This is a genomic window from Pseudomonas sp. MF4836, assembly GCF_002018875.1.
Classification (GTDB): domain Bacteria; phylum Pseudomonadota; class Gammaproteobacteria; order Pseudomonadales; family Pseudomonadaceae; genus Aquipseudomonas.
Window position 1 is genome coordinate 131,332 of the sequence record NZ_MVOL01000001.1, and the last position, 23,195, is coordinate 154,526.

General features: G+C 56.0%; 26 protein-coding genes. 15 read left to right on the forward strand and 11 right to left on the reverse strand.

Annotated elements, in window-relative coordinates:
• Positions 1–77 precede the first annotated feature (77 nt).
• Both MF4836_RS00635 and MF4836_RS00640 read left to right on the forward strand, forming a co-directional pair.
• Positions 78–443, forward strand: coding sequence for a hypothetical protein (locus tag MF4836_RS00635; RefSeq protein WP_078468625.1), 366 nt, complete (start codon positions 78–80; stop codon positions 441–443).
• A 147-nt stretch (positions 444–590) separates the two neighbouring features.
• Positions 591–956 carry an outer membrane protein assembly factor BamE gene (locus MF4836_RS00640; protein ID WP_078468626.1) on the forward strand — a complete coding sequence of 122 codons (366 nt, stop codon included), beginning with the start codon at positions 591–593 and terminating at the stop codon, positions 954–956.
• A 155-nt stretch (positions 957–1,111) separates the two neighbouring features.
• Here MF4836_RS00640 and MF4836_RS00645 read toward each other — a convergent pair whose 3' ends face one another.
• Complete coding sequence (locus MF4836_RS00645; RefSeq protein ID WP_020297345.1) at positions 1,112–1,351, reverse strand: hypothetical protein; 240 nt, start codon at positions 1,349–1,351, stop codon at positions 1,112–1,114.
• A 215-nt stretch (positions 1,352–1,566) separates the two neighbouring features.
• On the opposite strand from MF4836_RS00645, the gene MF4836_RS00650 reads away from it, so the two are divergent.
• The gene (locus MF4836_RS00650; RefSeq protein ID WP_238596104.1) at positions 1,567–2,628 is read left to right on the forward strand and encodes an ankyrin repeat domain-containing protein; all 1,062 of its coding nucleotides are present in this window, start codon (positions 1,567–1,569) and stop codon (positions 2,626–2,628) included.
• 36 nt (positions 2,629–2,664) lie between these two features.
• Here MF4836_RS00650 and MF4836_RS00655 read toward each other — a convergent pair whose 3' ends face one another.
• The 8 genes from MF4836_RS00655 to MF4836_RS00690 all read right to left on the reverse strand — a co-directional run bounded on the left by MF4836_RS00655 (position 2,665) and on the right by MF4836_RS00690 (position 9,123).
• Positions 2,665–2,991 carry a DUF2388 domain-containing protein gene (locus MF4836_RS00655; protein ID WP_078468627.1) on the reverse strand — a complete coding sequence of 109 codons (327 nt, stop codon included), beginning with the start codon at positions 2,989–2,991 and terminating at the stop codon, positions 2,665–2,667.
• A gap of 143 nt (positions 2,992–3,134) precedes the next feature.
• On the reverse strand, positions 3,135–3,779 hold the full coding sequence (locus MF4836_RS00660; protein ID WP_078468628.1) for a BRCT domain-containing protein: 645 nt from the start codon (positions 3,777–3,779) through the stop codon (positions 3,135–3,137).
• Between the two features lie 473 nt (positions 3,780–4,252).
• Entirely contained in the window at positions 4,253–4,906 is a 654-nt protein-coding gene (locus tag MF4836_RS00665) for an epoxyqueuosine reductase QueH (RefSeq protein WP_078468629.1), read from the reverse strand.
• A 67-nt stretch (positions 4,907–4,973) separates the two neighbouring features.
• Positions 4,974–5,483 carry a flavin reductase family protein gene (locus tag MF4836_RS00670; RefSeq protein WP_078468630.1) on the reverse strand — a complete coding sequence of 170 codons (510 nt, stop codon included), beginning with the start codon at positions 5,481–5,483 and terminating at the stop codon, positions 4,974–4,976.
• A gap of 112 nt (positions 5,484–5,595) precedes the next feature.
• On the reverse strand, positions 5,596–6,630 hold the full coding sequence (locus tag MF4836_RS00675) for a methionine synthase (protein WP_078468631.1): 1,035 nt from the start codon (positions 6,628–6,630) through the stop codon (positions 5,596–5,598).
• Positions 6,631–6,657: 27 nt separating this feature from the next.
• Positions 6,658–7,641 carry a DUF1852 domain-containing protein gene (locus MF4836_RS00680; protein WP_078468632.1) on the reverse strand — a complete coding sequence of 328 codons (984 nt, stop codon included), beginning with the start codon at positions 7,639–7,641 and terminating at the stop codon, positions 6,658–6,660.
• 473 nt (positions 7,642–8,114) lie between these two features.
• Positions 8,115–8,540: a hypothetical protein gene (locus tag MF4836_RS00685; protein WP_078468633.1), complete on the reverse strand. Its 426-nt coding sequence runs from the start codon at positions 8,538–8,540 to the stop codon at positions 8,115–8,117.
• A gap of 10 nt (positions 8,541–8,550) precedes the next feature.
• Positions 8,551–9,123, reverse strand: coding sequence for a hypothetical protein (locus MF4836_RS00690; RefSeq protein ID WP_078468634.1), 573 nt, complete (start codon positions 9,121–9,123; stop codon positions 8,551–8,553).
• Between the two features lie 817 nt (positions 9,124–9,940).
• Between MF4836_RS00690 and MF4836_RS00695 the strand changes: the two genes are divergently transcribed.
• The 12 genes from MF4836_RS00695 to MF4836_RS00750 all read left to right on the forward strand — a co-directional run bounded on the left by MF4836_RS00695 (position 9,941) and on the right by MF4836_RS00750 (position 20,583).
• Positions 9,941–10,387, forward strand: coding sequence for an HIT family protein (locus tag MF4836_RS00695; protein WP_078468635.1), 447 nt, complete (start codon positions 9,941–9,943; stop codon positions 10,385–10,387).
• Positions 10,388–10,575: 188 nt separating this feature from the next.
• Positions 10,576–11,352: a hypothetical protein gene (locus tag MF4836_RS00700; RefSeq protein ID WP_238596105.1), complete on the forward strand. Its 777-nt coding sequence runs from the start codon at positions 10,576–10,578 to the stop codon at positions 11,350–11,352.
• A 59-nt stretch (positions 11,353–11,411) separates the two neighbouring features.
• Positions 11,412–11,789: a nuclear transport factor 2 family protein gene (locus MF4836_RS00705; protein ID WP_178102896.1), complete on the forward strand. Its 378-nt coding sequence runs from the start codon at positions 11,412–11,414 to the stop codon at positions 11,787–11,789.
• A gap of 69 nt (positions 11,790–11,858) precedes the next feature.
• A complete protein-coding gene (locus MF4836_RS00710; RefSeq protein WP_020297374.1) occupies positions 11,859–12,521 on the forward strand; it encodes an iron-containing redox enzyme family protein in 663 nt (220 codons plus the stop codon).
• Between the two features lie 138 nt (positions 12,522–12,659).
• Positions 12,660–14,492, forward strand: coding sequence for a long-chain-acyl-CoA synthetase (locus MF4836_RS00715; RefSeq protein WP_078468638.1), 1,833 nt, complete (start codon positions 12,660–12,662; stop codon positions 14,490–14,492).
• A 144-nt stretch (positions 14,493–14,636) separates the two neighbouring features.
• Complete coding sequence (locus tag MF4836_RS00720) at positions 14,637–14,999, forward strand: DUF2388 domain-containing protein (protein WP_238596106.1); 363 nt, start codon at positions 14,637–14,639, stop codon at positions 14,997–14,999.
• Positions 15,000–15,400: 401 nt separating this feature from the next.
• Positions 15,401–16,396, forward strand: coding sequence for an AraC family transcriptional regulator (locus tag MF4836_RS00725; protein WP_078468639.1), 996 nt, complete (start codon positions 15,401–15,403; stop codon positions 16,394–16,396).
• 145 nt (positions 16,397–16,541) lie between these two features.
• Positions 16,542–17,576 (forward strand): DUF1254 domain-containing protein, encoded by a 1,035-nt coding sequence (locus tag MF4836_RS00730; protein ID WP_078468640.1) that lies wholly within the window; start codon positions 16,542–16,544, stop codon positions 17,574–17,576.
• A 75-nt stretch (positions 17,577–17,651) separates the two neighbouring features.
• Positions 17,652–18,494, forward strand: coding sequence for a MipA/OmpV family protein (locus tag MF4836_RS00735; RefSeq protein WP_078468641.1), 843 nt, complete (start codon positions 17,652–17,654; stop codon positions 18,492–18,494).
• Between the two features lie 14 nt (positions 18,495–18,508).
• Positions 18,509–19,324: an acid phosphatase gene (locus MF4836_RS00740; RefSeq protein ID WP_078468642.1), complete on the forward strand. Its 816-nt coding sequence runs from the start codon at positions 18,509–18,511 to the stop codon at positions 19,322–19,324.
• Positions 19,325–19,339: 15 nt separating this feature from the next.
• Positions 19,340–20,110, forward strand: a complete 771-nt coding sequence (locus tag MF4836_RS00745; protein WP_078468643.1) for a hypothetical protein — start codon at positions 19,340–19,342, stop codon at positions 20,108–20,110.
• 53 nt (positions 20,111–20,163) lie between these two features.
• The gene (locus MF4836_RS00750; protein ID WP_078468644.1) at positions 20,164–20,583 is read left to right on the forward strand and encodes a hypothetical protein; all 420 of its coding nucleotides are present in this window, start codon (positions 20,164–20,166) and stop codon (positions 20,581–20,583) included.
• Positions 20,584–20,795: 212 nt separating this feature from the next.
• Here MF4836_RS00750 and MF4836_RS00755 read toward each other — a convergent pair whose 3' ends face one another.
• Together MF4836_RS00755 and MF4836_RS00760 are read right to left on the reverse strand one after the other, a co-directional pair.
• Positions 20,796–21,818 carry an XdhC family protein gene (locus MF4836_RS00755; RefSeq protein ID WP_078468645.1) on the reverse strand — a complete coding sequence of 341 codons (1,023 nt, stop codon included), beginning with the start codon at positions 21,816–21,818 and terminating at the stop codon, positions 20,796–20,798.
• Between the two features lie 12 nt (positions 21,819–21,830).
• Positions 21,831–23,183, reverse strand: a complete 1,353-nt coding sequence (locus MF4836_RS00760) for a c-type cytochrome (RefSeq protein WP_078468646.1) — start codon at positions 23,181–23,183, stop codon at positions 21,831–21,833.
• Positions 23,184–23,195: the final 12 nt, after the last annotated feature.

Here is a 23,195-nt window from a genome sequence, read left to right on the forward strand (position 1 = left end):
AAAGCTGTACCTGGAAATGGCTTAAGATCAGCGACCGCTGGAATGACTCCTCTCGATCAAAACAGGACGCGACTTCTATGGATAAGGCCTTTTCTCAACTCGGCGAACGTTTGCACAACCGCCGGTTCTCGGTGGCGGACAACACCCAGGGGCTCTCCGGGGCCGGCACGGTGTTTCATTACCTGGTCGAGGGCAACGCCATTTCGAGCACTTACCAGGGCGGCCGGATCCACCTGGGGCATCAGGTCGGACGCGTGACCGGCCCGGATACCCTTGAGCTTCTCTTTCATTGCCTGACGACGGAAGGCGAGATTCTGGCCGGCTGGTCCCGGGGGACGGTCGGCGTTGATCAGGCCGGGCGCACCACGCTGGCCTTCACCTGGGGTTGGTTGTCGGGCGCGACGGGAGGAGGGGAGTCCAGCTACGTGGAGCTGGTTCCCTAGCGGCTGAAAAACGCCTGAGCACTCAGGCGTCAGCAACAAGGGGGCACCCGGGGAGTAGTACATTTGTGCTATTGGGGCAACTGGCCAGTCTGCTTAGACTTCCGGCCAGTCTCAAAGGTCGAGACTATCCCCTTCAAGGATCTGTAAATGAAAAAGTGCATCACCCTTGCTGTGCTCGTTTCTGCCTCACTGTTGTTGCACGGCTGCGCCGCCCTGGACTACAACTCCGGGACGCAGGTGTCGTCGCAGCAACTTGCCCAGTTCCAGAAAGGCAAGACTACTCAGCAGCAAGTGACTGCCGCCATTGGCCATCCACCGAAGAAGTCTGAAGTGGGTGGCAAGGAAATCTGGACTTATCCCTACACCAAAATCGCGGCCCTTCCGTTTGCCCCCAACGTCAACGAGAGCACCATTTTCGAATGGTCGTCCAAAGGCGTGCTGCTGGACGTCTACAAGGGCGGTGGCACGCCAGGTCAGTCGGGCAACGCGCTGTTGGATGCAGCCGGGATGTAATAGCTTGCGCCACAACAAAAAGCCCAGCTTATCGCTGGGCTTTTTGCATCCAGGGCCGGTGCCTGTGACTTCCGAGATTCACCCTCGGGCGTTGCGCCAGGCTTCCTTCTGCCATCAGCAAAGCGTGGCGCGACTCGAGCCCCCGCCAGTGCTGCTTACTTCTTCTTGGCCTGGGCCTCTGCGGCAAGGCACTCAAGGGCAAACTGCTCGGTGTACGTCATCTGAATGGCACTGGTCTCGCCCTTGACGGTCCTTTCGCCATCCAGGATGTAGCGAATGCGCTTGTCGGTCACGCCAATACGTTTCGCGATCCATGAAGGGGTCTGGCCGATGCGCGAAATCAGCTTGTCGGCATAGTCGGTGGAAGGGTTATAGCGCTCTGCGTTGGGTGTCATGTGACGTCCGGATAAAGGTGGGTCTGTGATGCGTTGGTGGATACGGGACACGGTGCGCCATTTTCCGGGTGATGTCGCGGTTTGAATGGAATGACGCCACGGGTTGTGTGTCGATAACGGCTTGGCACGGACCTGCCCCCCAAAGTGATGGCTGTGACCAATGAAAGATTTGGTTTTATGATGACCGCCTTTTGATCAGGATGATGACCACCGCCATGGCCAAGCGTAAACGCAAGACACTGCCGAAGGATTTCGATCAGTTGCTGGAGCAGGGCTCGCTTGCCGAGTTGGTTGCCGTGTTCGAAGGGTGCGAGCTTGAAGCCACCGGCGGCTATAGCAAGAACACCGCGCTGGGCTTTTACAACTGTCCTGATGCGCTGGCCCGCTGGCTGGTGGAGCAGGGCGCAGCTATTGATGCCCGTGACACTTACCAACGTACGCCCCTGCACCATCGCAGTACGAGTTGGATCGGTGGCGTCGATCTGCTGCTGGATTTGGGGGCCGATATCGAGGCCCGGGATTACCAGGGCGACACGCCGTTGCATGCCGCGGCCAAGAGCCACAAGGCCGAGGCCATTGCTGCCCTGATCCGCCGTGGCGCCAATGTCGACACCAGGAACCGGCAGGGGCACAGCGTGCTGCATATCGCCCTGGTCACTACGCGCAACGCCGATATCGAGGCCACCGCGAACATCGCCGAGATCCTGTTGGCGGCAGGCCTGCAACGCGATGACAGCATGGTCGCCGAGGTGGAGCGCATCGGCCGTGAATTCGAGTTTCACCGGGCCTCCTTCAACCCGGACTACCTCGAGGCAACGCAAGCCGGCCTGGCCAGTCTCTATCGCCTGTTCGACGTCACTCCGGTTGCCTCGCGCAAGGTGCATGACGGGCAGTCTGCCATCGTGGTAACGGCCACTGGCTGGTTTGAACAGCATCAGCAATTGTGGGCGCTGCTGATTCCATCCTCCGGCGCGGCGGCGACAGTGCAGGGCGAGGTGATCCGCATCAGCGGCCGTATTTCCCAAGAGATTCACCACAACGGCTCGGCCAACTGGGATACGGATTTCAAGGCGATGTTGACGGCCCTGGTGGGACACTTGAGCAGTGCCGTGGCGTTGCCTGCTGCCGAAATCGATGAGGCTCGGGCGCTGGCTGCCGCTCTGCGCGGAGGGGACGATGACGCCGGGCAGACCGATCGTCTCTGTGAGTTGGCCGTGCACTGGGTGATTGCCAATCCCCAGCCATTGGCGTTGGCGGCGCCTGCCTACAGCAGGTAAGGGGGCTCGGGCGGGAGTCGGGTCTCGGCGGCGATTCTAGAACGACGTCGCGATGGCAAGGGCCAGTTGCCGGTCGGACATCAGGGGCGGCGGGAAGGACGAGCGATAGTAGCGAGAGGCTTGTTCAAACTGCGCCCCACGGATTTCTCCGTCCGAACCAATGAACGCGAGGGCGTCACTCTTTGCCGGCTTGAACAGCTCCGGGATGTAGGAGGTGGCCGCCGTGGTGCCTGCGACCACCACGAACGGAATCACCGTGGTGATCATCAGAGCAGCCTGGAACGGGTTATTGTTTTCCGCCGGCAGGGCTTGAGTGCTGATAGACGCCAGCAGCGCGACTGCCAAAGGTTTCCATAAGTCCATTCCTCGATGCTTCCGTGTCGTCTGGTTGGGGGCGCCACGATAGCAGAGTAGGGCGCTGGCCAGAAACACGGAGCCCGGCACATGGCCGGGCTGGTTGATCGGTGGGGCGCTTGAGCCATTTCACGCTGTCCCACCCGATGGGGTCAGCCAAAAAGAGCGCGTTGCCATTGTTGTTCACCGATGATGGCGATAGGGCTGCCAGCCTCTCTCAACTCGACCGCTTTCATGATCTTTGTTCCATAGCTGCTATGGCGCCATTGATCATTGCCAATGCTGCCAACGACCAGATAATGAATTTTCTGGCTCACCGCGCCGCCGATGATGCCGCCACGCTCCTGCACCCGTAGCTGGCAGTCTTTTCGCGGCCCGTAGGCCATGATTCCAGTGAACACGAACACTCTTCCATCCCAGGCAAGATCGGGTTCGGGACGATTGAAGGGAAGGTCGTTGGGGGCGCTGAAGGTTTGATCACTGGCCATCGGCTTTTCGGTACTCAGGCCGGAAAAGCTCTGCAGCAGCCCGATAAGCTCAAGGGATTCCTCGGCATCCAGCACGCCGTCCAGGAGCATGTTGGAGAGCCGTGAATACAGCAGGTTGATCACCGGGTCATCGAGGTGGACGAGGTTGGTTTCAAGCCAGTCCCTGAGGAACAACCCTTCAGCGGTTGAGACCACGCCGTCAGCGGCAAGACCTGCTGCCAGGCCGACGAGGGCGTCAGCTGAGCGCCTGTCTATCCGTGAACCATGGAAGTATTTGCTGCGTTCGAATTCGTTGTGAATGTCGGTCATGTGAACTCCTTTTCTGAATGTCGTGTCGTTGCGACGAAAATCCCTGTAGGGCCAAAACAGAAGCCTATCCAGCCTGGGCCGATGGTGGTCCAGGCGCTTGACGCTTTTGCGAGTCGACCCGATTGCACCGTTCAACGCCGGCGGGTGATCACCGGCTATCTGGTCATTGGGCGAGCTGGGATTTGAGCCGCTTCAGTGACCAGCGCTCCCTCTCTTCCGTACGAGGCGGGCCATCGGGCCATAGAGTGCTCCTTTGCAGCTCCATGTCCAATGTTTCTCCCTCAAAGCACCCACTGCATGTGCGTTTCAGAGGACGCCAAACGCTCCAGTGAAGGCTTGGAAACAAACGCCACCACGCCAACGAAGGACTGATCGTTGAGCACCTTTTTCACGGCGCTCGTAGGTCAAGAATGCCTGCTGAGCTGCGGCATAAGGCGCTGTATCAAACAAGCCCAGGGCGCGCTGCGAAACGATCATTCATCGTCCCCGTAGTAGTTGACGCCAATGCGGATGATGTCCCGCCCCTGGTCCTTGCGATGGTGGTTGGTGTCGCGCAGGGAGTAAATGCAGCCACAGTATTCCTGCTGATAAAAACGTTCGCGCTTGCTGATCTCGATCATCCGCGCCGAGCCGCCCCCCTTGCGCCAGTTGTAGTCCCAATAGGTGACACCTGGATACTTTTGCGCGCTGCGGATGCCGCTGTCAGTGATTTGCTTCATGTCTTTCCAGCGCGAGATACCGAGGGAGCTGGAAATCACACCGAAGCCGTTTTCATAGGCGTAGAGCGCGGTGCGTTCGAAGCGCATATCGAAGCACATGGTGCAGCGCACGCCGCGCTCGGGTTCATGCTCCATGCCTTTGGCGCGTTCAAACCAATTGTCTTTATCGTAATCGGCATCGATAAACGGCACCTTGTGCTCTTCGGCAAAGCGGATGTTCTCATCCTTGCGCAATAGGTATTCACGCTCAGGGTGAATGTTCGGGTTATAGAAGAAGATGCTGTAGTCGATACCCGAGGCAGTGATCGCTTCCATCACTTCTCCCGAACAGGGCGCGCAGCAGGAGTGCAGCAGCAACTTGTCCGCGCCGTCGGGAAGGCTCAGTTGAGGCCTTTTGATGTCTGTCATGACCGTGTGTCCTGGGTATAAAGTGCTCCGGTAGCCTGTCGGCCAAGAGGGCAGGGCAGCTCAGCGCTCAAACCGCGCGGTGTGCGGCGATGTTGCAATAGTGTCCTTTGAAATACAGCAATGGCTGCGTAGCAGCAGCTTCCTGCAGATTCAACGCCTTCACTTCACCAATCACGATCAGGTGATCACCTGCGGCGTGTTCGGCGTGAATTTCGCAATCAAGCCAGTGCAGGCTGCCGACAATGATCGGATTGCCCAGCGGCGATTCCTGCCATTCGACTCCGTGCCACTTGTCCGTGCCGCGCCGAGCGAACTGGTTGGAAATCCTGACCTGCTCACCCGACAGGATGTTGACGACGAATCGACCTGCCTGGCGGATTTTGGGATAGCTGGCCGAACTCGACATGACACTGAATGACACCAGCGGCGGGCTCATCGACACGCTATAAAACGACTGGCAAGTGAAGCCAATCGGCTCGCCATCAAGGTGTGAGGTAATCACCGTGATACCGGATGCGTAGTGCCCGAGCGCTTCGCGAAAGCTCAATGGCTCGATAGGGGGGGCAGGAACTGACATGGAAGATCCTAAATATTGGGTGCAACTCGAAAGTGCCAAGGAAGGCCTGAAGCAACTCGGTAGTTTTTCAAGACCGCATCAATCCCCCTGTACACCCCCTTGCGACTTTGGCTCAGTACGGGTTCGAGAGCTCTCCGCGGACAATTTCTGCTCCGGCACTTAACGCACTCAGCTTGCCCCGTGCAACTCGGCGAGATAAGGGAGCCATGCCACAGTTGGTGCAAGGATAGAGCTTGTCGGCATCTACAAACTGAAGCGCTTTACGTAGGGTATTGGCTACTTCTTCGGGTGTTTCAATGGTGTTGGATGCCACATCAATGGCCCCGACCATCACTTTTTTACCTCGAATGAGTTCAATGAGATCCATCGGCACATGAGAGTTGTGACATTCCAGTGAAACTATATCGATGCTGGATTTTTGCAGCTTGGGAAAGGCCTCTTCATATTGTCGCCACTCTGACCCCAGAGTCTTTTTCCAATCGGTATTGGCTTTGATGCCATAGCCGTAGCAAATATGAACAGCCGTCTCACATTTAAGACCTTCAATTGCCCTTTCCAGGGTGGCCACCCCCCAGTCGTTCACCTCATCAAAGAACACGTTAAAGGCGGGCTCATCAAATTGGATAATATCAACACCGGCAGCCTCTAATTCCCTGGCTTCCCGATTGAGGATTTTGGCAAACTCCCAAGCCAGTTTTTCGCGACTTTTATAATGGTTGTCATAAAGCGTATCGATCATCGTCATGGGGCCTGGCAGCGCCCATTTAATGGGTTGCGTGGTCTGCTGCCGCAGGAACTTGGCATCTTCAACAAAAACGGGCTTTTGTCGAGTCACCGCACCTACGACCGTCGGTACGCTGGCATCATAGCGATCACGAATTCTAACGGTCTCGCGTTTTTCAAAGTCTACGCCGCTGAGGTGTTCAATAAACGTAGTTACAAAGTGTTGGCGGGTTTGTTCGCCATCACTGACAATATCAATGCCGGCTTGTTGTTGTTCTTGCAATGCCAAACGCAAGGCATCCTGTTTGCCCTCGATCAATTCCTCATTTTGCAATTTCCAGGGTGACCAGAGTGTCTCAGGTTGTGCAAGCCAAGAGGGTTTGGGCAAACTGCCGGCAGTGGAGGTGGGCAATAGTTTTTTCATGATAAATGACCTTGTGATTTTAATGAGTCAAAGCGCGTAATTGGCAGACCACTGCTCTAGAACGGTCTGGTAGGGTTTGATGAAGTTTTCCTCAACAAACTTGCCCTGCTCAATAGCCAGGCGGTTACGTTCTTCTCGATCATAAACAATCAGCGTTAATGAATAATCCTGGTGTTTCAAGCTAGGCTGATAGGATTTTCCGGCCGCTGAATTCGCATTATAAATCTCAGGCCGGTAAATCTTTTGGAAGGTGTCCATCGTGCTGATGGTGCTGATTAGCTCAAGATTGGTGTAATCACTAAGCAAGTCGCCTGAAAAATAAAAGGCCAAAGGCGCGACACTGTTTGCAGGCATGAAGTAGCGAACTTTCAAGCCCATTTTCTTGAAGTAGTCATCAGTCAAGGAGTATTCATCTTGCTGGTATTCAATGCCCAATACAGGATGCTGGTTTTCAGTCCGGTGATAGGTCTTGCTGCTCGAAACGCTCAGGCATATGACAGGCGGTTTATTGAAGTGGTCTTTGTAGGTGTTTGAGTTTACGAAGCTCTTGAATAGCTTTGCATGCAGATCTCCAAAATTATCCGGAGTGCTGAATCCTGGCTGATCCTTGTTGTGTCCCAACAACAGCACGCTAAAGTCATAATCTCGCACATAAGAGGAGAAGTTGTTGCCTACGATGCCCTCAAAGCGTTCATTGGTCTTTCGGTCAACGATGTTTGTTTTCAATATTTCAATCAGGGGGATGGCGCTGCCACTGCTCTCAACATCGATATCCATCTCGACGGAAATGATTTCAAGCTCGACAGTATAACGATCGCCTTTGGGATTATCCCAATGCGCCAAGGCGTTGAAGCGGTTGTCAATCATCCTCAGGGTGTTGCGTAAATTCTCTTGGCGGCTCTTTCCTCTGGCCAAGTTGGCAAAGTTGGTAGTGATGCGCGTATTTTCGGAGGGGTGATAATTCTCGTCGAAATAAATGCTTTTAATGGTAAATATAAATTCTTTGCTCATTATAATCTTGCGCCTTAATTTCTGAGGTAAAGCATTGATTTTTATGGCTTTATACTCAGTGATATTTGTATTATCTGTAATTAGGGCGTATTTTATGCTGAGCCAATGCTTGAGTGAAAATGAATTGATTTCACTAAATCGTTAGCCATATTCATGATGTGTTGTACAACCAGTCGTAAAAGACCCTGTCACGCAGATGGGGAGTGGCACGGCAGTGGCCGAGTTGAGCGGGATCTTTGTTTGAGCGCACGAACACCGGGCTTGTCCGTGCGCTAGCTCAAGGAAAAAAGCTCGGGAGATACGAGTCGTTGACCCAACGTCAACAAACTGGAAGTGTTGCAGTTATTGGAACTTGGCATGTCCGTGTCAAAGCTGGGCAAAGACTTCTGACGTCCCGCCAGACCATTATTGGGATTAGCGGGAAAGCCAAGGATGAAATTTATCAGGTATCCCTTCAGCACCTATAAAAGATACTAAAAGCTTGGGGGCACATAAGGAATATTTTGGCATTTGCCGTGAAATATTTCCCCATTCTGAATTTTGAAAAGCACTATTTTTCTGGCTTTATTGACCGTCGCTTCAAGTGTGCAGTCGGAACTATGACCGACATTCTCGTAATACTCGGTATAGGTCAAACCGTTCGCTCCCGGTGTCAAGGAAGTTCCGGCCGCTTCAGTGGTCGACCACTGAGATGATTTGTACCACGTCATTACGACAAGTGTGCCTGCGTCAGGACTTTGCGTTGCCTTCATCGTATCGGGCCTGCCAAAAAAATTCAGCGCCTCTTGGGCATCGCGACCTTCCCAACGATTTTGAGCAATGACGGAACAGCCACTGCTGATCATTATGCTTGATATTGCCAGTATTAAAGAAAGCGGTTTAATCCATTTATTTGTCATGGTTTTTAACTTATCTGGCCTTTGCGGGTGGGGGGTTGTCTAGCATCTGCTCCAACTCTTCCATTGGGCTCTTTGGCGGTGCTTGTAACTCGGTGATCATCCCAAGCATTTTCATCTGATCGAACTTGCCCAATGACAGCATGCCGTTGAAGACTCGATCCTGGGGGTTGCACACAAAGGCAAATGTATATAAAAGCGCCTTGTCATCCAACGTATGCCATTCATTGGAGACTTTCAAATCCCGGCGTGCGTTACTCGTTCTCTCTATTGATGTTCCTTTAAGAAAGCGCGCTCTGTGCTTGGAGCACTGGACTTCAACTGAATAGACATCCGCCAATGGCTTGGCTGGGTCGGCGAAAACCTGGTTAACGTCTACTGACTGAAACCCATCCGCCGCTTGACTTCGTGGCGTCATGGAAGTGAGATCGGCCACAAACACTATGTTGTTTTTGCCCGTGCCTGTGCTAAAGACACTCCACCAGTCGCCAATGGGATTCGCTTTGTCAGCTATCGCTGAAGTGGAGGCTGTGAGCAGCAATGTGAGTGTTATGACGCCTTTATTTAATCTCAAAAATTCTGACATGCTGCGTCCTACCTCCTGGAATATAAATTTGACATCTGTTTGCATGAAGAAAATAAGTCATCACGCTAAAATTTAACCCGCCAACCAAGTGGCTTGCCCTGGCGATAGTTTGTGGTCAGCACGACGCTGCCATGCTCGTAGCGTTTGGTGATGAAATTAAAAGATCAAGTCAGCTTCATTACGACCAAAAATCAGATAATACATTTCATCGATCATCATCAGCTTCGGGCGTTGAACTACCCAGGCAAACGCCGCTAGTGATGCCGTGCGACCCGTTGCAGCGTCAAATTGGCAGCAGTAGTCGGGACTATGATTGTCGCAGGAGCGAAGAGTCAACTAGCACACATGTGCTATTCCAAGCGCTTAAAGCAACTCTGATAACGACCTCTCGATCTTGTGAAATTCCCACCACGCACAAACGAAACAGTGGGCCTGCTTGACCAGGGGATTTTGGTTTCGGCGGTCCAAAAAGCAGGCCTTTGCACCTGGCTGAGGTGTGGGGGGCTGGCTACCACAACGGACGTTATAGAAAGCAGGGGAGGAGTGGGATGTCAGGGAAGTCGGTCCTTGAGCATAGGCACGGATACAAAAGTAACCCTAAAAAAAATCAGCTAAATCAATCAATTAAGTGTTTTTCAAGAATTCAGGATACAAAACATTTCAAAACTCCCGTGTACAGGTGCGGAATGCCAAGCGTAATTTCACCCTCAAGCTGTGCGGTCAACGCTGTTGGGTCTGCAATGGAATTCAGCCTGTAGCATCCCGGATCTTCATGCCTTCACCGGGTTTGCACCTACAACAATAGAGGGAGCTATCCGTGAACTGCATTTTCTGTGCAATCGCCAAGAAAGAATCACCGGCTGCCGTTGTCTACGAAGACGAGCAGTGCCTGGCATTTCTCTCCATCCAGCCGATTACTCCTGGCCATGTCCTGGTCATTCCCAAGGCCCACGCAAGTGGCCTGGGTGATATCCCTCCTGAAACCTGTGGCCACATGATGCGTGTGGGTCAACGGGTGGCGGCCGCCCTGCGTGAAAGCGGCTTGAGCCTCAACGAACAACCCTGTGAAGGTATCAACCTGCTGCTGTGCGATGGCGCTGTGGCTGGGCAAACCGTGGGGCACGCACACCTGCATGTGCTGGCCCGCTTTGTCGGTGATGGTTTCAACCTGGGGCATGCGGACCTGCCACTCGCGACGCCTCAAGTGTTGGGCGAGCGCGCAGAGCAGATCCGTCGAGCCTTGACCGCGCTGCCACCGGTTTAACTGTAAGTTTCTTTTAGTTTAAAGGCACGCCCGTAATAAGAGGGTTGGGTGCCTTGCTGTGCGCAGTCCGTAAATCATCAACTTGTAGGTGTCTACGCAAGGAGGCGAAGCTATGTATTGTACTGTGGAAACTTAAGTTGCGCTGGGCTGAACTAAATACTACAGATCACAACAAGAAGGGGGTTCTCATGCCGTCACTCGCCAGTAATAAGGCTGCCTTGCCTTCGGCAAGTATGCAGTTGGTAAAAGATGATTCAGCCGGATCGGCCATCTACAGTTTCTATGATTCAGTACTTCAAGAATTGTGTCAGTCTGACAAGGTTAAAGTCAGGCAAGTGGTTACTCCTGCACAGTTTATCGAGCTGTCTCGTGCCCGCAGTCGGTTGTACGGGCAACGAAAGATTTACTACAAAACGCTGTTTGGTAACTCGGTTGATGAAAGCGTCTGCCTGGATGAATACGATTCCCGTTCTTACGTGTTTGCCTTTTATTATGACGGTGAAATTATCGGCACCCAGCGTATTACGCCTTTCCCTCATGAGTCGGGCGAGTTCATCAGCCATGAACAACTGGTGCAGTTCTCCGGGCCCAATTACGAGCGTGAATGCGTTGAACTCTCGCGACTTATTGTCGACAAGCATTCCCCGGTCAAGAACGTGGTCAACGGATTGGCCATGACTGGCGCCTCGCTGGTCGCCCTGGAAGGCGGCTACAAAACGTTCATCACCTACGTAAAGCCGAGGCTTGCGCCAAAGTTTGACAGCTTCGTCTTTGATCAGGACGGTATTTTCTTCCAAATCAAGGCTCGCGGCGATCATTACTACGCCCTGTACAAAGGCGATCTGTTGCCGTCGGTCACGCCTTTCTTCGGCCTGCAAAGCTGCCCCGCAGACCTGAAGGACGTTGATGACTTGATTCGCTACACCTTGGCCGCCCGTACCGCTATGCACTCACTGGCGGTATGAGCATCCCCAAATAACGACAACATTGAGGTTGATCCAAGATGGAAGCCAGGAACAAAGAAGTGGTTATCGAGTTTTACGAGCGCATGTTTGGCCAGCGTGAACTGGCGGTCGCCGATACATTAATTGCCGAGGAATATGTACAACACAATAACGTATTTATTCCGCCGCGCCTGGAAGGCTTCAAGACCTACTTTACGCAGTTCTTCAAGACGTTCCCCGAGTCGGGTACCAGCATTGAACGGGTCTGTGCGGAAGGCGACTATGTGTTCCTGTATGCCAAGCATTGGGCCAAGCACAAGTTCTTCACCGTGAATTACAAGGTGATCGATATTTATCGTGTGGAGAACGGTGTGTTGATGGAACACTGGGACACTATCGAAGGCTTGGGGTTCTTCTCCAAATTCATCTACATCATTAAGTCCGTGTTGCGCCTGTAAGTCCGTGTTCGCCTGAAAGTAAAAAAAGCGTCATAAGCGATTTATCAACCCCCCAAGGAAGAGAGTGAAATGACTGAAGTGACCGAGTTTCGCAAAGAGCTGAAAGCCGTCTGTGATGCCGAATGGGAAAAGATCAAGGTCGGCCGTTTTTTCCAGATGATGAAGCGCCCAGAGTTGCAGCGTGAGCTCTACATCAAGTCGATTGTTCAGGTGTATCACTACACCAAGAACAACGCGATCAACCAAGCGGTGGCGTGCTGGAACCAGGACCACAAAAAGGTCGGCTTGCTGCGCTTTGCGATGAAGCATGCGCTGGAAGAACTGGGCCATGAAAACATGGCGTACAACGACCTCATCGCCATTGGCGTCGACAAGTCCGAGTTCGAAAAACCAATGCTGCCGGCCACCGAAGCGTTCTACGGCTACCTGGATTTCGTCTCTGTATGCCGCGGCATCATTCCACGGCTGGGCTACAGCTTCTGGGCCGAAGACTGCTACGAGCACCTCGAGCCATTGATGGACGTATGCAAAAACCATCTCAAGCTGACCGATAAAGAACTGACCTTCTTCGTTGCCCACGCGATCATCGACGAGAAACACTCCGAGCAAGTCAACGCAGCCATCGACCGTTGGGTCGAGACCGACGAAGAAAAAGAGGCGGTCAAACAAGTCGCACGCACCACGGTTTACTTGATGGGCAAGATCCTCGAGTCGGTCGCCGACGAGTTCTAAGTCTTGGCAACAGGCGTCCTCGCGCACCCCGCTGCGTGAGGACTTTTTTACATGGCGTGCACAACAATAAAAACGATCGGTTGGTCATGGCGCTTGTCGAACCGCCTGGCTGCCACGGTCAATCCACTAGGAGGTGCCATGAGTAGCAATAGCGACATGATTACCTGGGGCATGATGCTGCGCAAAATCCCCTCGATCACCCGGGCCATTCCTCGGCTCGTCAGGGGAGTCAAAGCGTCCAAGCTCAAGGTCGATCAGCCCTGCGGCCTGGGTTGGGCCTTCGAACAGGCGGTTGCGCGCAACCCTCAGGGACCGGCGCTGCTCTACAAGGACAATCGTTTCAGTTATGAACAGGTCAACCAGTGGGCCAACCGTTTCGCCCATTACTTGCTTGCCCGTGGCCTGAAAAAAGGCGACGTGGTCGGCATCTTTATTGAAAACCGCCCGGAATTGCTGGTCAGCGTGCTGGCCGTCAGCAAGATCGGCGGTATCTGCGCCATGCTCAACACCTCGCAGACCAAAAATGTCCTGATCCACAGTTTGAACCTGGTCAATCCCTCGGCGATTATCGTCGGCGAAGAGTTGGTGCCATCCTTTGACGCGGTGCGTAACGACATCGCCATCGATGAGCTGAGCACGTTCTTCCTGGCTGACACCGATACCACTCGCGATGCGGGCATCGCGCCCGAGGGTTACGTCAACCTGACCCGCGTCAGCGAAGAGCACTCCACCGCCAATCCGGCGACTACCCAGCAGGTCTATTTCGACGACGCTTGCTTCTACATTTACACCTCCGGCACCACCGGTTTGCCCAAGGCTGGGGTGTTCAAGCATGGGCGCTGGATGAAAGCCTACGGCAGCTTCGGCATGATCGCCCTGGATATGCGCCCCGATGACATCGTCTATTGCACCTTGCCGCTCTATCACGGCACAGGGCTGTGCGTGAGCTGGGGCTCGGCATTGGCCGGCGCCTCGGGTTTCGCCATCCGCCGCAAATTCAGCGCCAGCCAGTTCTGGGATGACGCGCGCAAATTCAAGGCCACCACCATTTGCTACGTCGGTGAATTGTGTCGCTACCTGATCGACCAGCCTCCCGCGCGCAACGATGGCGACAACCCGGTGGTGAAAATGATTGGCAACGGCCTGCGCCCAGGCGTGTGGATCGACTTCAAGACTCGCTTCAACATCGAGCGAGTCTGCGAGTTGTATGCCGCCAGTGACGGCAACATCGGCTTTACCAACATCCTCAATTTCGACAACACCATCGGCTTTGCTCTCAACACCTGGTCGCTGGTGGAGTACGAACACGACACCGGTGAGCCGCGGCGCGGCGCGAACGGTTTCATGCAGAAAGTCGGCAAGGGTGGCCAAGGCTTGTTGCTGGCCAAGATCGACGACAACGCCCCGTTCGACGGTTACACCGATCCGGAGAAGAACAAAAAAGTAGTGCTGTACGACGTTTTCGAAAAGGGTGATCGCTACTTCAACAGCGGCGACTTGATTCGCGATATCGGCTTTGGCCACGCTCAATTCGTCGACCGCCTGGGGGACACTTACCGCTGGAAGGGCGAAAACGTCTCCACCACCGAAGTCGAAAACATCATGGTGCAACACCCCCACATCGCCGAAGCCGTGGCCTACGGTGTGGAAATCAAAAACACCAACGGTCGCGCCGGCATGGCCGCCATCACCCCAACGGCCCCGCTGGAGCAACTGGACTTTTGCGACTTGCTGCGCTTCGTCAAAAGCCAGATGCCTCACTACGCGGTCCCGATGTTCCTGCGTATCAAGACCTGCATGGAAACCACCGGCACGTTCAAATACCAGAAAACCAAGCTAAAGACCGAAGCCTTCGACCCCAGCCAAACCGGCGAAGACCCGGTCTACGCCTGGCTACCGGGCACCGAAACCTATGTGCGCGTGACCGAGCAGGTGCTGCAGGACATTCATGGCGGCAAGTTCCGCTATTGAAGGGCAACTGCGCGAGGGTTAAACCACAAGGCCGGCATCACTAAGTAATGCTGCTCACTTAAGCGGAGCAGCATTGCTGGATGCCTGGGCAGGAAGGCGGTAGATTCAGCCCCCAAAGGATGAAACACACCTGTGGAGTGGATTTTGCGCAAACTGATTGTTGTGCTTGTGCTCGGTTTTTCGTGCAGTTTTCCCGCCATTGCGGGTGATGGCAAGGCGGTCGAAGTCTCGGCCTTTGGAGCGATTGTTTCATCGAGCCTTGCTGTGACGCTTTTCCCCGTGACGCTGACCGAAGACAGTCAAGAAAGTAGTCGGAATAGTTCAAACAGAGGCGACCGAAAGATAGTTGCCGCTCGCAATGATGCTGCAGCTTTCGTCGCGAGTGATGGCGTTATTAGAGGCGCAAACCTGGAGGCGGCATTCGAGGTTTTACGGACTCAGAATACGATGGGTACAGTCAGCGACATCGAGCTGGCTGAAGCCGTTCTGGTTTACCAATTGCGCTAGAAGAATGGAGTTTCGATGACGGGTAGCCGACCCGCCGCTGGGCTTTTTCGTCTCACGCACCCCAGGTGTGTGGTTCGCTAGTGCGAGCTGTGCAGTGTCGAGCCGCGCCCGGTATGCGTCGTGGTCAGCGATGTTTGAATACTCTTCCGTTGGTGCGCTGGCCGGTGATCGTCATGCCATCCATTTCCCACACTTCGGTGCGGTTTCTGAATACTTGCCGACGGGCCCCTTTCTCTTCTAATACCTGCGCTGCCATCTGTCCGGCCATTCGCTCTGGATCGACCGTGGTGGTTACGACGCGCTTAAAAGCGCGAGTTTGGTAAAAAATTTGCTAGTGTTTATCCGCGTGATAACCAGACGGTTTTCAAGAGCATTACCTTTAAAAAAGGGTGCGGATATCCATGACCAATGCGACGCCAGCCATCAAACTCAGCACACTCAGGCAAATTGCCCCCTATCTGAGTATGCGCGGGGTGTCGCCACTGGAGTTCTTTCGGCGCTTTGGTATTTCCCCGCATGTTTTTCAAAACCCTGAAGCTTGGGTATCGCGAGCGGCCTGCTTTCATATCGCCAATGAAATGGCTGCCGTGGCACAGGACCCCTTCGGCGGAGCGATGATTGGGAACCTGACCGATGTGCGCTCAACCGGCATGTGGGGCGAGTTGATATTGGGCTCGACCAACCTCGCTCAGGCGTGTGCGGCAGCGGCGGTCCATACGAACCTGGTGCATCAGGGAAGCGAAGTAAAAATTGTCACCGAAGGCCGTACGGCGAAACTGATCCAACATTTTACCGGGCACCACGGGGCTGATCCGAAGCAGGTCATTTTCGGCACTCTGGCGGTGCTTAGAAAAGTGCCGCTCATGTCCGGCGCGCCTGGCGCTATTCGGGTGTATCTAAAAAACTCGAGAGAGCGAGGCGACGAGGCGCTTGAAGAGTACCTGGGCCCGAACCTGGTCATGAACGCTGAGTACAACATGATCGAATTTGATCGTGAGTTGCTCGAGATTCCCCTGCAACCTGTTCGAGATGTTGCCTGGAAAACCACCCAAGCCTTGAAGTCGACGGCTGACACCGCTGACGTGCTCGTCCAGCAGATCGCGAATCAGGAACTTTCCAAACTTGTCACTGTTTCAAGAAAGATTGGACTGTCTGTTCGAACCCTGCAGCGGCGCCTCGAATATTGCGGTATCGACTTCGACGCTTTACGTGACGAGACCCGTCGCAGTGAAGCCCAGCAGTTGATTGCCTGCGGCAGATACAGCGCGACCGAAATTGCCTACATGGTCGGCTACAGCGATCCAGCGCACTTTACGCGCGCCTTCAAGCGTTGGACGGGAAGCCCGCCGTCTCACTATCGCGCCCTCTTGAAACAAGACCGGAACATCCTCGTTTAACCCCTCTCCCAAAAAATTGGCCTCTTTGCGCGGCGGCCTTCTCGTACGCGCTCGCATTGCTTTTGGCACCAAATGGCAAGTTTGCGCCAAGGCGTTCTTATACAGTCAAAAAATCAACGCCAACTAATAAAACCAAGGGGTTCAAATGTCCCATTCATCCACGGCCAGCATCTTTGCCATGGCGCTGGTCGCTGCTGGAAGTGCTAACGCTCAGTCATCGCCAGAGGCGGCGATACCGGTGGGTGTCGATAACTTTATCCGTGCCGAGTCCGACCTCTACTTGGGGAAAATGGTGGCGAGTGGCAGTTTGGGCCGGTTTGTTCACAGCCGCGAAGCGGTACCCATCGACGCCCAGAATGTGGTCCGGATGAATCGGGACACACTCTATTCGTCAGCCGTGTTCGATCTCGATGCAGGCCCCGTCACCATCACCTTGCCAGAGTCTGGCGGGCGGTTCATATCGATGGCGATTATCAATGAAGATCACTACGTGCCCTTCGTTACGTACGGCGCCGGGAGTCGGACACTGACCAAAGAGGCCGTCGGCACACGCTATGTATTTGTTGCTGTGCGCACGTTCTTCGATCCCGCAGATCGCCAAGACCTTGAACAGGTACATGCACTGCAGGATGCAATCACGGTCAGCCAGGCCAGGGTGGGGGAGTTTGTAGTACCTAAGTGGGACCAGGCGAGCCAGACAAAGGTGCGTGAGGCCCTGGAGGTCCTGGGTTCGACGATTCCTGACTACAACCAATCCTTTGGCCCCAAGGGCACGGTCAATCCAATCCATCACTTGATCGGCACAGCAACGGGGTGGGGTGGGAACCCAGCCAAGGACGCTATCTACCTCGGCGGCGTGATGCCTGAGAACGATGGGAAAACCGTTTACCGGCTCACAGTTGGAGATGTACCGGTCAAGAGCTTTTGGTCGGTCAGTGTTTATAACGCCGACGGTTATTTCCAGAGGAACCCCTTTGACGCCTATTCGTTGAACAACCTCACCGCCAAAAAAAGTGCGGACGGCTCGATTGTTATCCAGTTCGGCGGTTGCGACGCGAGTATCGCTAATTGCCTGCCTACCCCACCTGGCTGGAACTACACCGTCAGGCTTTATCAGCCGAGCGAACAAATACTGAATGGCCAATGGCGCTTCCCGAAGCCGCAGCCCGTCGCGCTCTAATTCATCACGCCTGATGTTTATAACTCGGCATAAACGCCCATCAATACGTGTTGTTTACACCAAAGGAAGGAAACGATGACCACCACCGGCGGTTCAAACTTTTTCAAGTATCAAGCGACGCTCATGATAAGTGCGACCCTTGCGTTTTCGATGGTGTTGCCTGTTCACGCAGACGATTCAGGTGAGCCCTCCGTGACCGTGGGTGGCGGACTCGCCGTTGGCCCGCTGTACGAAGGTTCCTCACACTACGCCTCGTTCCCGTCACTGAAACTCAAAGCGGTTTTGCCTACTGAAAACTGGGGCAAGTTCACCGCAGCCTTCCCGGACGGACTGCGCTGGGACTTGCCGGGGTTGTCGCCTTTCGGCATTGCCCTGTTGCTGGGTTACGACCAGGGACGCAAGGAAAGAATCCACACTCTGGGCGGTCGTGATGACTACCTGAAGGGCATGGGCAACCTGGACAGCACCGCTCTTGTTGGAGCGGAAGCGTATTGGGTTCTGCCAACCGGTCGTCTGTTTGTTCGGGGCCTGCAAGCCAGCCAGAGCCGCGACTACGGTGGCGAGAGCCTGGGGCGTACCGCGTTTCTGGAAGCCGGTTTCGCCACTGCATACGCGCTGTCTTCAACATTGACCCTGGACTCGACGCTGTACGGCACCTGGAGCAATGAGAAAGACATGATGGCGCGCTTCGGCGTCACCGCCCAACAAGCTGAGCGCACCGGCTTCGACGAGTACCACCCGGGTGGCGGCATGCGTGACGTGACCTTGAAGCTGGGCCTCACGTGGCAATGGCAACCACAGTTGGCACTGGAAGGCGGCATCAAGACCTACGCGCTGGTCTCTGATGCCCGCAACAGCCCGCTGACGGGTGAAAACGTGGGCGCAGGCGCCTATCTGAATGCCCTTTACCGGTTTTGATAAGGGAACACTCGATGAAAACAGTACATAAGCAGTTGGGGCTGGCCAGCCTGCTCTGGTCGGGACTGGTGCTTGCCGATGACGCGGCCACAAAGGTTACGGACCCTCACTTCAAGCTGGCTCCGGGTTATCTGAACTCGGCAGACTTGCCGCTGCTGCTGGCGTTGCTGGGCGCCCCACCTAAGCCCGACTCTGCGGCGCTTGCACGGGATGAGGAGGCTCGGCGAGCAGCATTGTCGCTACGCGGTACGGCGCGGGAAAAACTCGCCGCGGCGGATGCAGAGCTGTCATTCCCGGGCCCGGCCAACGCATTCTCCTGCGCGATGGGCACCCCGATCAGCGAGAAAAGTACACCGCATCTCTACACCCTGATGCAGCGCACCCTGACCGATGCGGGAGGCTCCACCTATGCCGGGAAGAATGCCTACAACCGCACCCGTCCCTTCGTGGCACACAACGAAGGAACCTGTCGCAAAGACATGGAACCGCTGTTGCGCACGGATGGTTCCTGGCCTTCCGGCCACTCCGCCGCCGGTTGGGCCTGGGGCCTGTTGCTGGCCGAGATTCAACCTGAACGTGCAACCGAGTTGATGACCCGCGGGTTGTCATTCGGCCAGAGCCGAATCATCTGCAACGCACACTGGCAGAGCGACGTCGATGCAGGCCGCATCATGGGCGCTGCGACGGTAGCAAGCTTGCATAGCAATCCGGCGTTCCTGGCGGATCTGGCGGCCGCGAAGGAAGAGGTCAAGGCCGCACAAAAGGCCGGTTTGAAGCCTGCAGAGGACTGTGCGGCCGAGGGCGTGGCGCTCTCGCTGACTCAGCACTGATCGGGGGGAAGCACCATCATGTACCGTGACAACCCTCCCTCGGCTCTGCTGCGAAAGCACGCACGTCTGGCCCTACTGGCTAGCGCCTGTATCTGCGTCGGGCCCGCCATGGCGGCAGACAACGATGACTGGACGTTCAACGGCGGACCTTATGTATGGGGCGCAGGCATTCGTGGACACGTGGGTCATAGCAGCACTGGAACCCAATTCATAAAATCCGATTTTTCCGATATCGCCAAGACGGTCGATATGTCGGTGATGCTGATGGGGGAGGCGCGTCGGGGCCCCTACAGCGTGCTCGCCGACCTGATGTACATCGACACCGACACCCGCAACCGCTTGCCCGGGGGCGCCAAACTTGAGGTGCAAAGCAAGACCGCCTCCGGGTTCCTGGGTGGCGGCTACACAGTGTTGGGCGATGAAACCCGTCGACTGGAAGTCGCCGGTGGCGTACGCGTCTGGTACAGCGGTACCACCCTCAGCTTCCATGGTGGACCGCTTGGTGGCTTATCGGGCTCTGATAATGCGACCTGGGCAGACGCCATGGCGGGCCTGCGTGGGCACTATGCCGTGAACGATCGATTCTGGTTGTCGTCCTGGGGGATGGCGGGCGCCGGGCAGTCTCGGGAAGACTGGGATCTGGCAGCGCTGGCAGGCTGGGAGTTTTTGCCCGGCTTTTCGGCGGTGGTCGGTTACCGGGCGATGGGGGTGAATTATCGCCATGATGGCTTCGTCTACGACATCGTCCAGAAGGGGCCTTTGCTGGGGATCAGTGGGCGCTTCTGAAGCCTTATATCGTTTTGATTTCACTCGAAAGGACTGTCGCGGAGACCCGGCATATGGTTCAAGAATTCAACCACCACCGTGAATGGATGGCAGCGCTTGATAAGTACGAGAAACTGCTGATTGAAAATCCCAGTCTCCGCTGGGAAGAGTTGCCGGGCGATCAGCACACCCGTATGGCACTCGGACTGTACAAGCTCAAGTGTTTCGCCGGGCGGATGCTCGAAGGCGATACGGCAATCTGGGCCAGACTGGAAGCCATGGACCAGGTTCGGCTCCATTTGATTAGCGAGCATCACTGGACCCTGCATGACGTGCGGCAGATACAGGACGAAGAGGATTTTGTGTTCCTGCTTCATGATGAATTGGAACAGATGAAGCTGACCAAGCAAGAGGCTGAACCTGTTCGCCAGTGGACGGATCATCTTGGGACACGGGCGGAGTACCAGCAGCACTATCGGGATTGCGCTTCATAGGGGGGCTCGATATTGCAACTCGCGCCAGTAGCAAGCCTTGCGCGTATACACGGCAGCCCAGCTTTCGCGGGTAGCGTCACTCTGCCAGCCAATAATTGGCTCGTGTGCGCCAGCGACTCAACGAAGCGGCTCAAGGCTTCAGTGACTACTGTGGGTTTGCGCTGCAGGAGTGTTGAGGAATAGGCGCTGGGCATCGGCAACCAGGCATAGCTCTACGAGGATAACGCCACAGACTCGATGGACTGTTTAGCTTGGGCGATGCTGAGCCCACTCGGCAAGCTCGCGCCATTCTTGGCCGCAAGGATCTCGGCCATCACGCTGACGGCGATTTCTGCAGGCGTCTTACTGCCAATGTAGAGGCCGATCGGCCCGTGCAGGCGCTCAAGCGACGCCTCGGTCTCACCAAAATGCTCGATCAGGCGTTCGCGGCGCAGCTGGCTGTTGCGCCGTGAGCCGATGGCGCCGATGTAGAATGCCGGGCCGTGGAGGGCTTCGAGCAAGGCCAGATCATCGAGTTTTGGGTCATGGCTCAACGCGACGATGCAGGTGCGCAGATCCACCGCGAAGTCCCGTACCACGTCATCCGGCATGCCAACGATGCGTTCCACGCCGTCTACCCCCCAGGTCTCGATGTACTCGGGACGCGGATCGCACACCGCCACCTTGAAACCATTGAACAACGCCATGGTGGCCAGATACTCGGCCAGCGCACCGGCACCGATCATGAGCATCCGATAGCCTGGCCCCAGGGTATTGAGCATCTGCGAATCATCGAAGCTGAATTGCTCCGGCGTCGCGGTCGACTCAAGTGCGACCTGACCGGTCGCCAGCGCCAGGCGACGGCGAACCAGTTGCCCGGCGTCCAGTTGCACCAGCAACGCGTCAAGAGACTGCCACGACGGGTTGAACTCAAGGATCAGTTCAAGCGTGCCACCACAGGGCAAGCCAAAGCGATGCGCCTCATCGGCGCTGACGCCATAACGCACCACTTGCGGCGCGCTGTCGCGAAAAGCGTTGCCGCCATGGGCCGTGGTATAGCGATGGATCAGATCGTCTTCGATGCAGCCACCTGACACGCTGCCCACCACGCGACCGTCGTCACGCAAGGCCATCATCGACCCCGTCGGGCGTGGCGAAGAACCCCAGGTGCGCGCCACCGTGGCGAGCAATACACGCTCGCCGGCGGCTAGCCAGCCCCGCGCGGTGCGCAGAACCAGCAAGTCGATGCTTTCCATCAAAATCTCCTCTTAGCGCATGTGCAGGATGATCGGGCTGCTGCTGGCCGGGTCGGTGTGTTCACGCAGTTTGCCCACCGTCTGCGCATCAACCGCACTGCCCTGATTGCCCCAGGTGCTGCGCATGAAGGTCAGCACTTCGGCGATCTGCTGATCCGACAACTGCTCACGGAAGGCCGGCATGCGATAAGCGTCCGGCACGCCGGCAGCCACCACACGTTGCGAACCATTCAGGGTGATGTTGATCGCCGAAGCGCTCTCCTTGGCCAGTGCAGAGGTGGCGCCCGCCAGCGGCGGCATCCATTCAGGTTGTCCCTTGCCGTCCAGGCCGTGGCACGAAGCACAGCGCGTCTCGTAGGTGTGGGTGCCAGGGGCATTCAGACGCGTCGCTGCCGAGGCCTCTTGATACTGCCAAGGCTGCCCGTCGCGCTGGCGGTCGCCGGGCAATGACTTGAGATAGCGGGCAATGGCCGTCAGGTCGTCATCGGTCATGAATTGCGTGGAGTTGTTGAAGGCTTCGGTCATCGAACCGTAGACCACCGCGTGTTTGTTGCGACCGGTCTTGAGGAACTGCACGATCTCCGGCTCGCTCCAGCGGCCCAGGCCGGTGTTGTGATCATCCCGCAGGCTCGGCGCGTACCAGCCATCAAGCAAGGCACCCGCGAGGAACGGCGTGCCGGATTCATCCAGTGCCTTCTCGTTGAACGCCAGGCCACGCGGGGTATGGCAACTGCCGCAGTGCGCTGCGCCTTGAACGAGGTAAGCGCCACGGTTCCACACGTCATCCTGCGACGGTTTGGCCACATAAGGCTCGGCGTCGACAAACACACCGTTCCACAGTGCAATCGGCCAACGCAGGTTCAGCGGAAACGGAATCGCACTCGGGATGTTCGCCTGTTTCACCGGCGCCACGCCTTTCATGAAGAACGCATACAGCGCACGCACGTCATCGTCACTGAGCTTGGCGTAGGACGGGTAGGGCATCGCCGGATACAGACGGCGACTCTCGGGCGCCACGCCGTGGCGCACGGCCCGGTCAAAGTCCGCCAGGCTGTAGTGGCCAATGCCGGTTTCCGTATCCGGGGTGATATTGGTCGCATGGATCGCGCCCAGCGGCGTGGCCATTTCCAGTCCGCCAGCGAATGGTGCACCGCCCGACACGCTGTGGCAGGCCACGCAATCGCTGAGTCTGGCGACGTATTCGCCACGGGCGACCAGTGCCGGGTCGATGTCGGCCACGGCGATCGGATGGTTTTCAAGGCGCGAGACAGGCTCGCGGGTGACGTACCAGGTCAGCAGGCCTGCCGCGACCAGGCACGGCACCGCCAGCCAGCCAGCGGTTCTTGCGAATCGGCTGTTATTCATGAACGCTCCGGC

Bases quoted from the DNA above. Each gene is read 5' to 3' on its own strand.
- MF4836_RS00635 (WP_078468625.1), top strand. From the start codon at position 78: ATGGATAAGGCCTTTTCTCAACTCGGCGAACGTTTGCACAACCGCCGG.
- MF4836_RS00640 (WP_078468626.1), top strand. From the start codon at position 591: ATGAAAAAGTGCATCACCCTTGCTGTGCTCGTTTCTGCCTCACTGTTG.
- MF4836_RS00645 (WP_020297345.1), bottom strand. From the start codon at position 1,351: ATGACACCCAACGCAGAGCGCTATAACCCTTCCACCGACTATGCCGAC.
- MF4836_RS00650 (WP_238596104.1), top strand. From the start codon at position 1,567: ATGGCCAAGCGTAAACGCAAGACACTGCCGAAGGATTTCGATCAGTTG.
- MF4836_RS00655 (WP_078468627.1), bottom strand. From the start codon at position 2,991: ATGGACTTATGGAAACCTTTGGCAGTCGCGCTGCTGGCGTCTATCAGC.
- MF4836_RS00660 (WP_078468628.1), bottom strand. From the start codon at position 3,779: ATGACCGACATTCACAACGAATTCGAACGCAGCAAATACTTCCATGGT.
- MF4836_RS00665 (WP_078468629.1), bottom strand. From the start codon at position 4,906: ATGACAGACATCAAAAGGCCTCAACTGAGCCTTCCCGACGGCGCGGAC.
- MF4836_RS00670 (WP_078468630.1), bottom strand. From the start codon at position 5,483: ATGTCAGTTCCTGCCCCCCCTATCGAGCCATTGAGCTTTCGCGAAGCG.
- MF4836_RS00675 (WP_078468631.1), bottom strand. From the start codon at position 6,630: ATGAAAAAACTATTGCCCACCTCCACTGCCGGCAGTTTGCCCAAACCC.
- MF4836_RS00680 (WP_078468632.1), bottom strand. From the start codon at position 7,641: ATGAGCAAAGAATTTATATTTACCATTAAAAGCATTTATTTCGACGAG.
- MF4836_RS00685 (WP_078468633.1), bottom strand. From the start codon at position 8,540: ATGACAAATAAATGGATTAAACCGCTTTCTTTAATACTGGCAATATCA.
- MF4836_RS00690 (WP_078468634.1), bottom strand. From the start codon at position 9,123: ATGTCAGAATTTTTGAGATTAAATAAAGGCGTCATAACACTCACATTG.
- MF4836_RS00700 (WP_238596105.1), top strand. From the start codon at position 10,576: ATGCCGTCACTCGCCAGTAATAAGGCTGCCTTGCCTTCGGCAAGTATG.
- MF4836_RS00710 (WP_020297374.1), top strand. From the start codon at position 11,859: ATGACTGAAGTGACCGAGTTTCGCAAAGAGCTGAAAGCCGTCTGTGAT.
- MF4836_RS00715 (WP_078468638.1), top strand. From the start codon at position 12,660: ATGAGTAGCAATAGCGACATGATTACCTGGGGCATGATGCTGCGCAAA.
- MF4836_RS00725 (WP_078468639.1), top strand. From the start codon at position 15,401: ATGACCAATGCGACGCCAGCCATCAAACTCAGCACACTCAGGCAAATT.
- MF4836_RS00730 (WP_078468640.1), top strand. From the start codon at position 16,542: ATGTCCCATTCATCCACGGCCAGCATCTTTGCCATGGCGCTGGTCGCT.
- MF4836_RS00735 (WP_078468641.1), top strand. From the start codon at position 17,652: ATGACCACCACCGGCGGTTCAAACTTTTTCAAGTATCAAGCGACGCTC.
- MF4836_RS00740 (WP_078468642.1), top strand. From the start codon at position 18,509: ATGAAAACAGTACATAAGCAGTTGGGGCTGGCCAGCCTGCTCTGGTCG.
- MF4836_RS00750 (WP_078468644.1), top strand. From the start codon at position 20,164: ATGGTTCAAGAATTCAACCACCACCGTGAATGGATGGCAGCGCTTGAT.
- MF4836_RS00755 (WP_078468645.1), bottom strand. From the start codon at position 21,818: ATGGAAAGCATCGACTTGCTGGTTCTGCGCACCGCGCGGGGCTGGCTA.
- MF4836_RS00760 (WP_078468646.1), bottom strand. From the start codon at position 23,183: ATGAATAACAGCCGATTCGCAAGAACCGCTGGCTGGCTGGCGGTGCCG.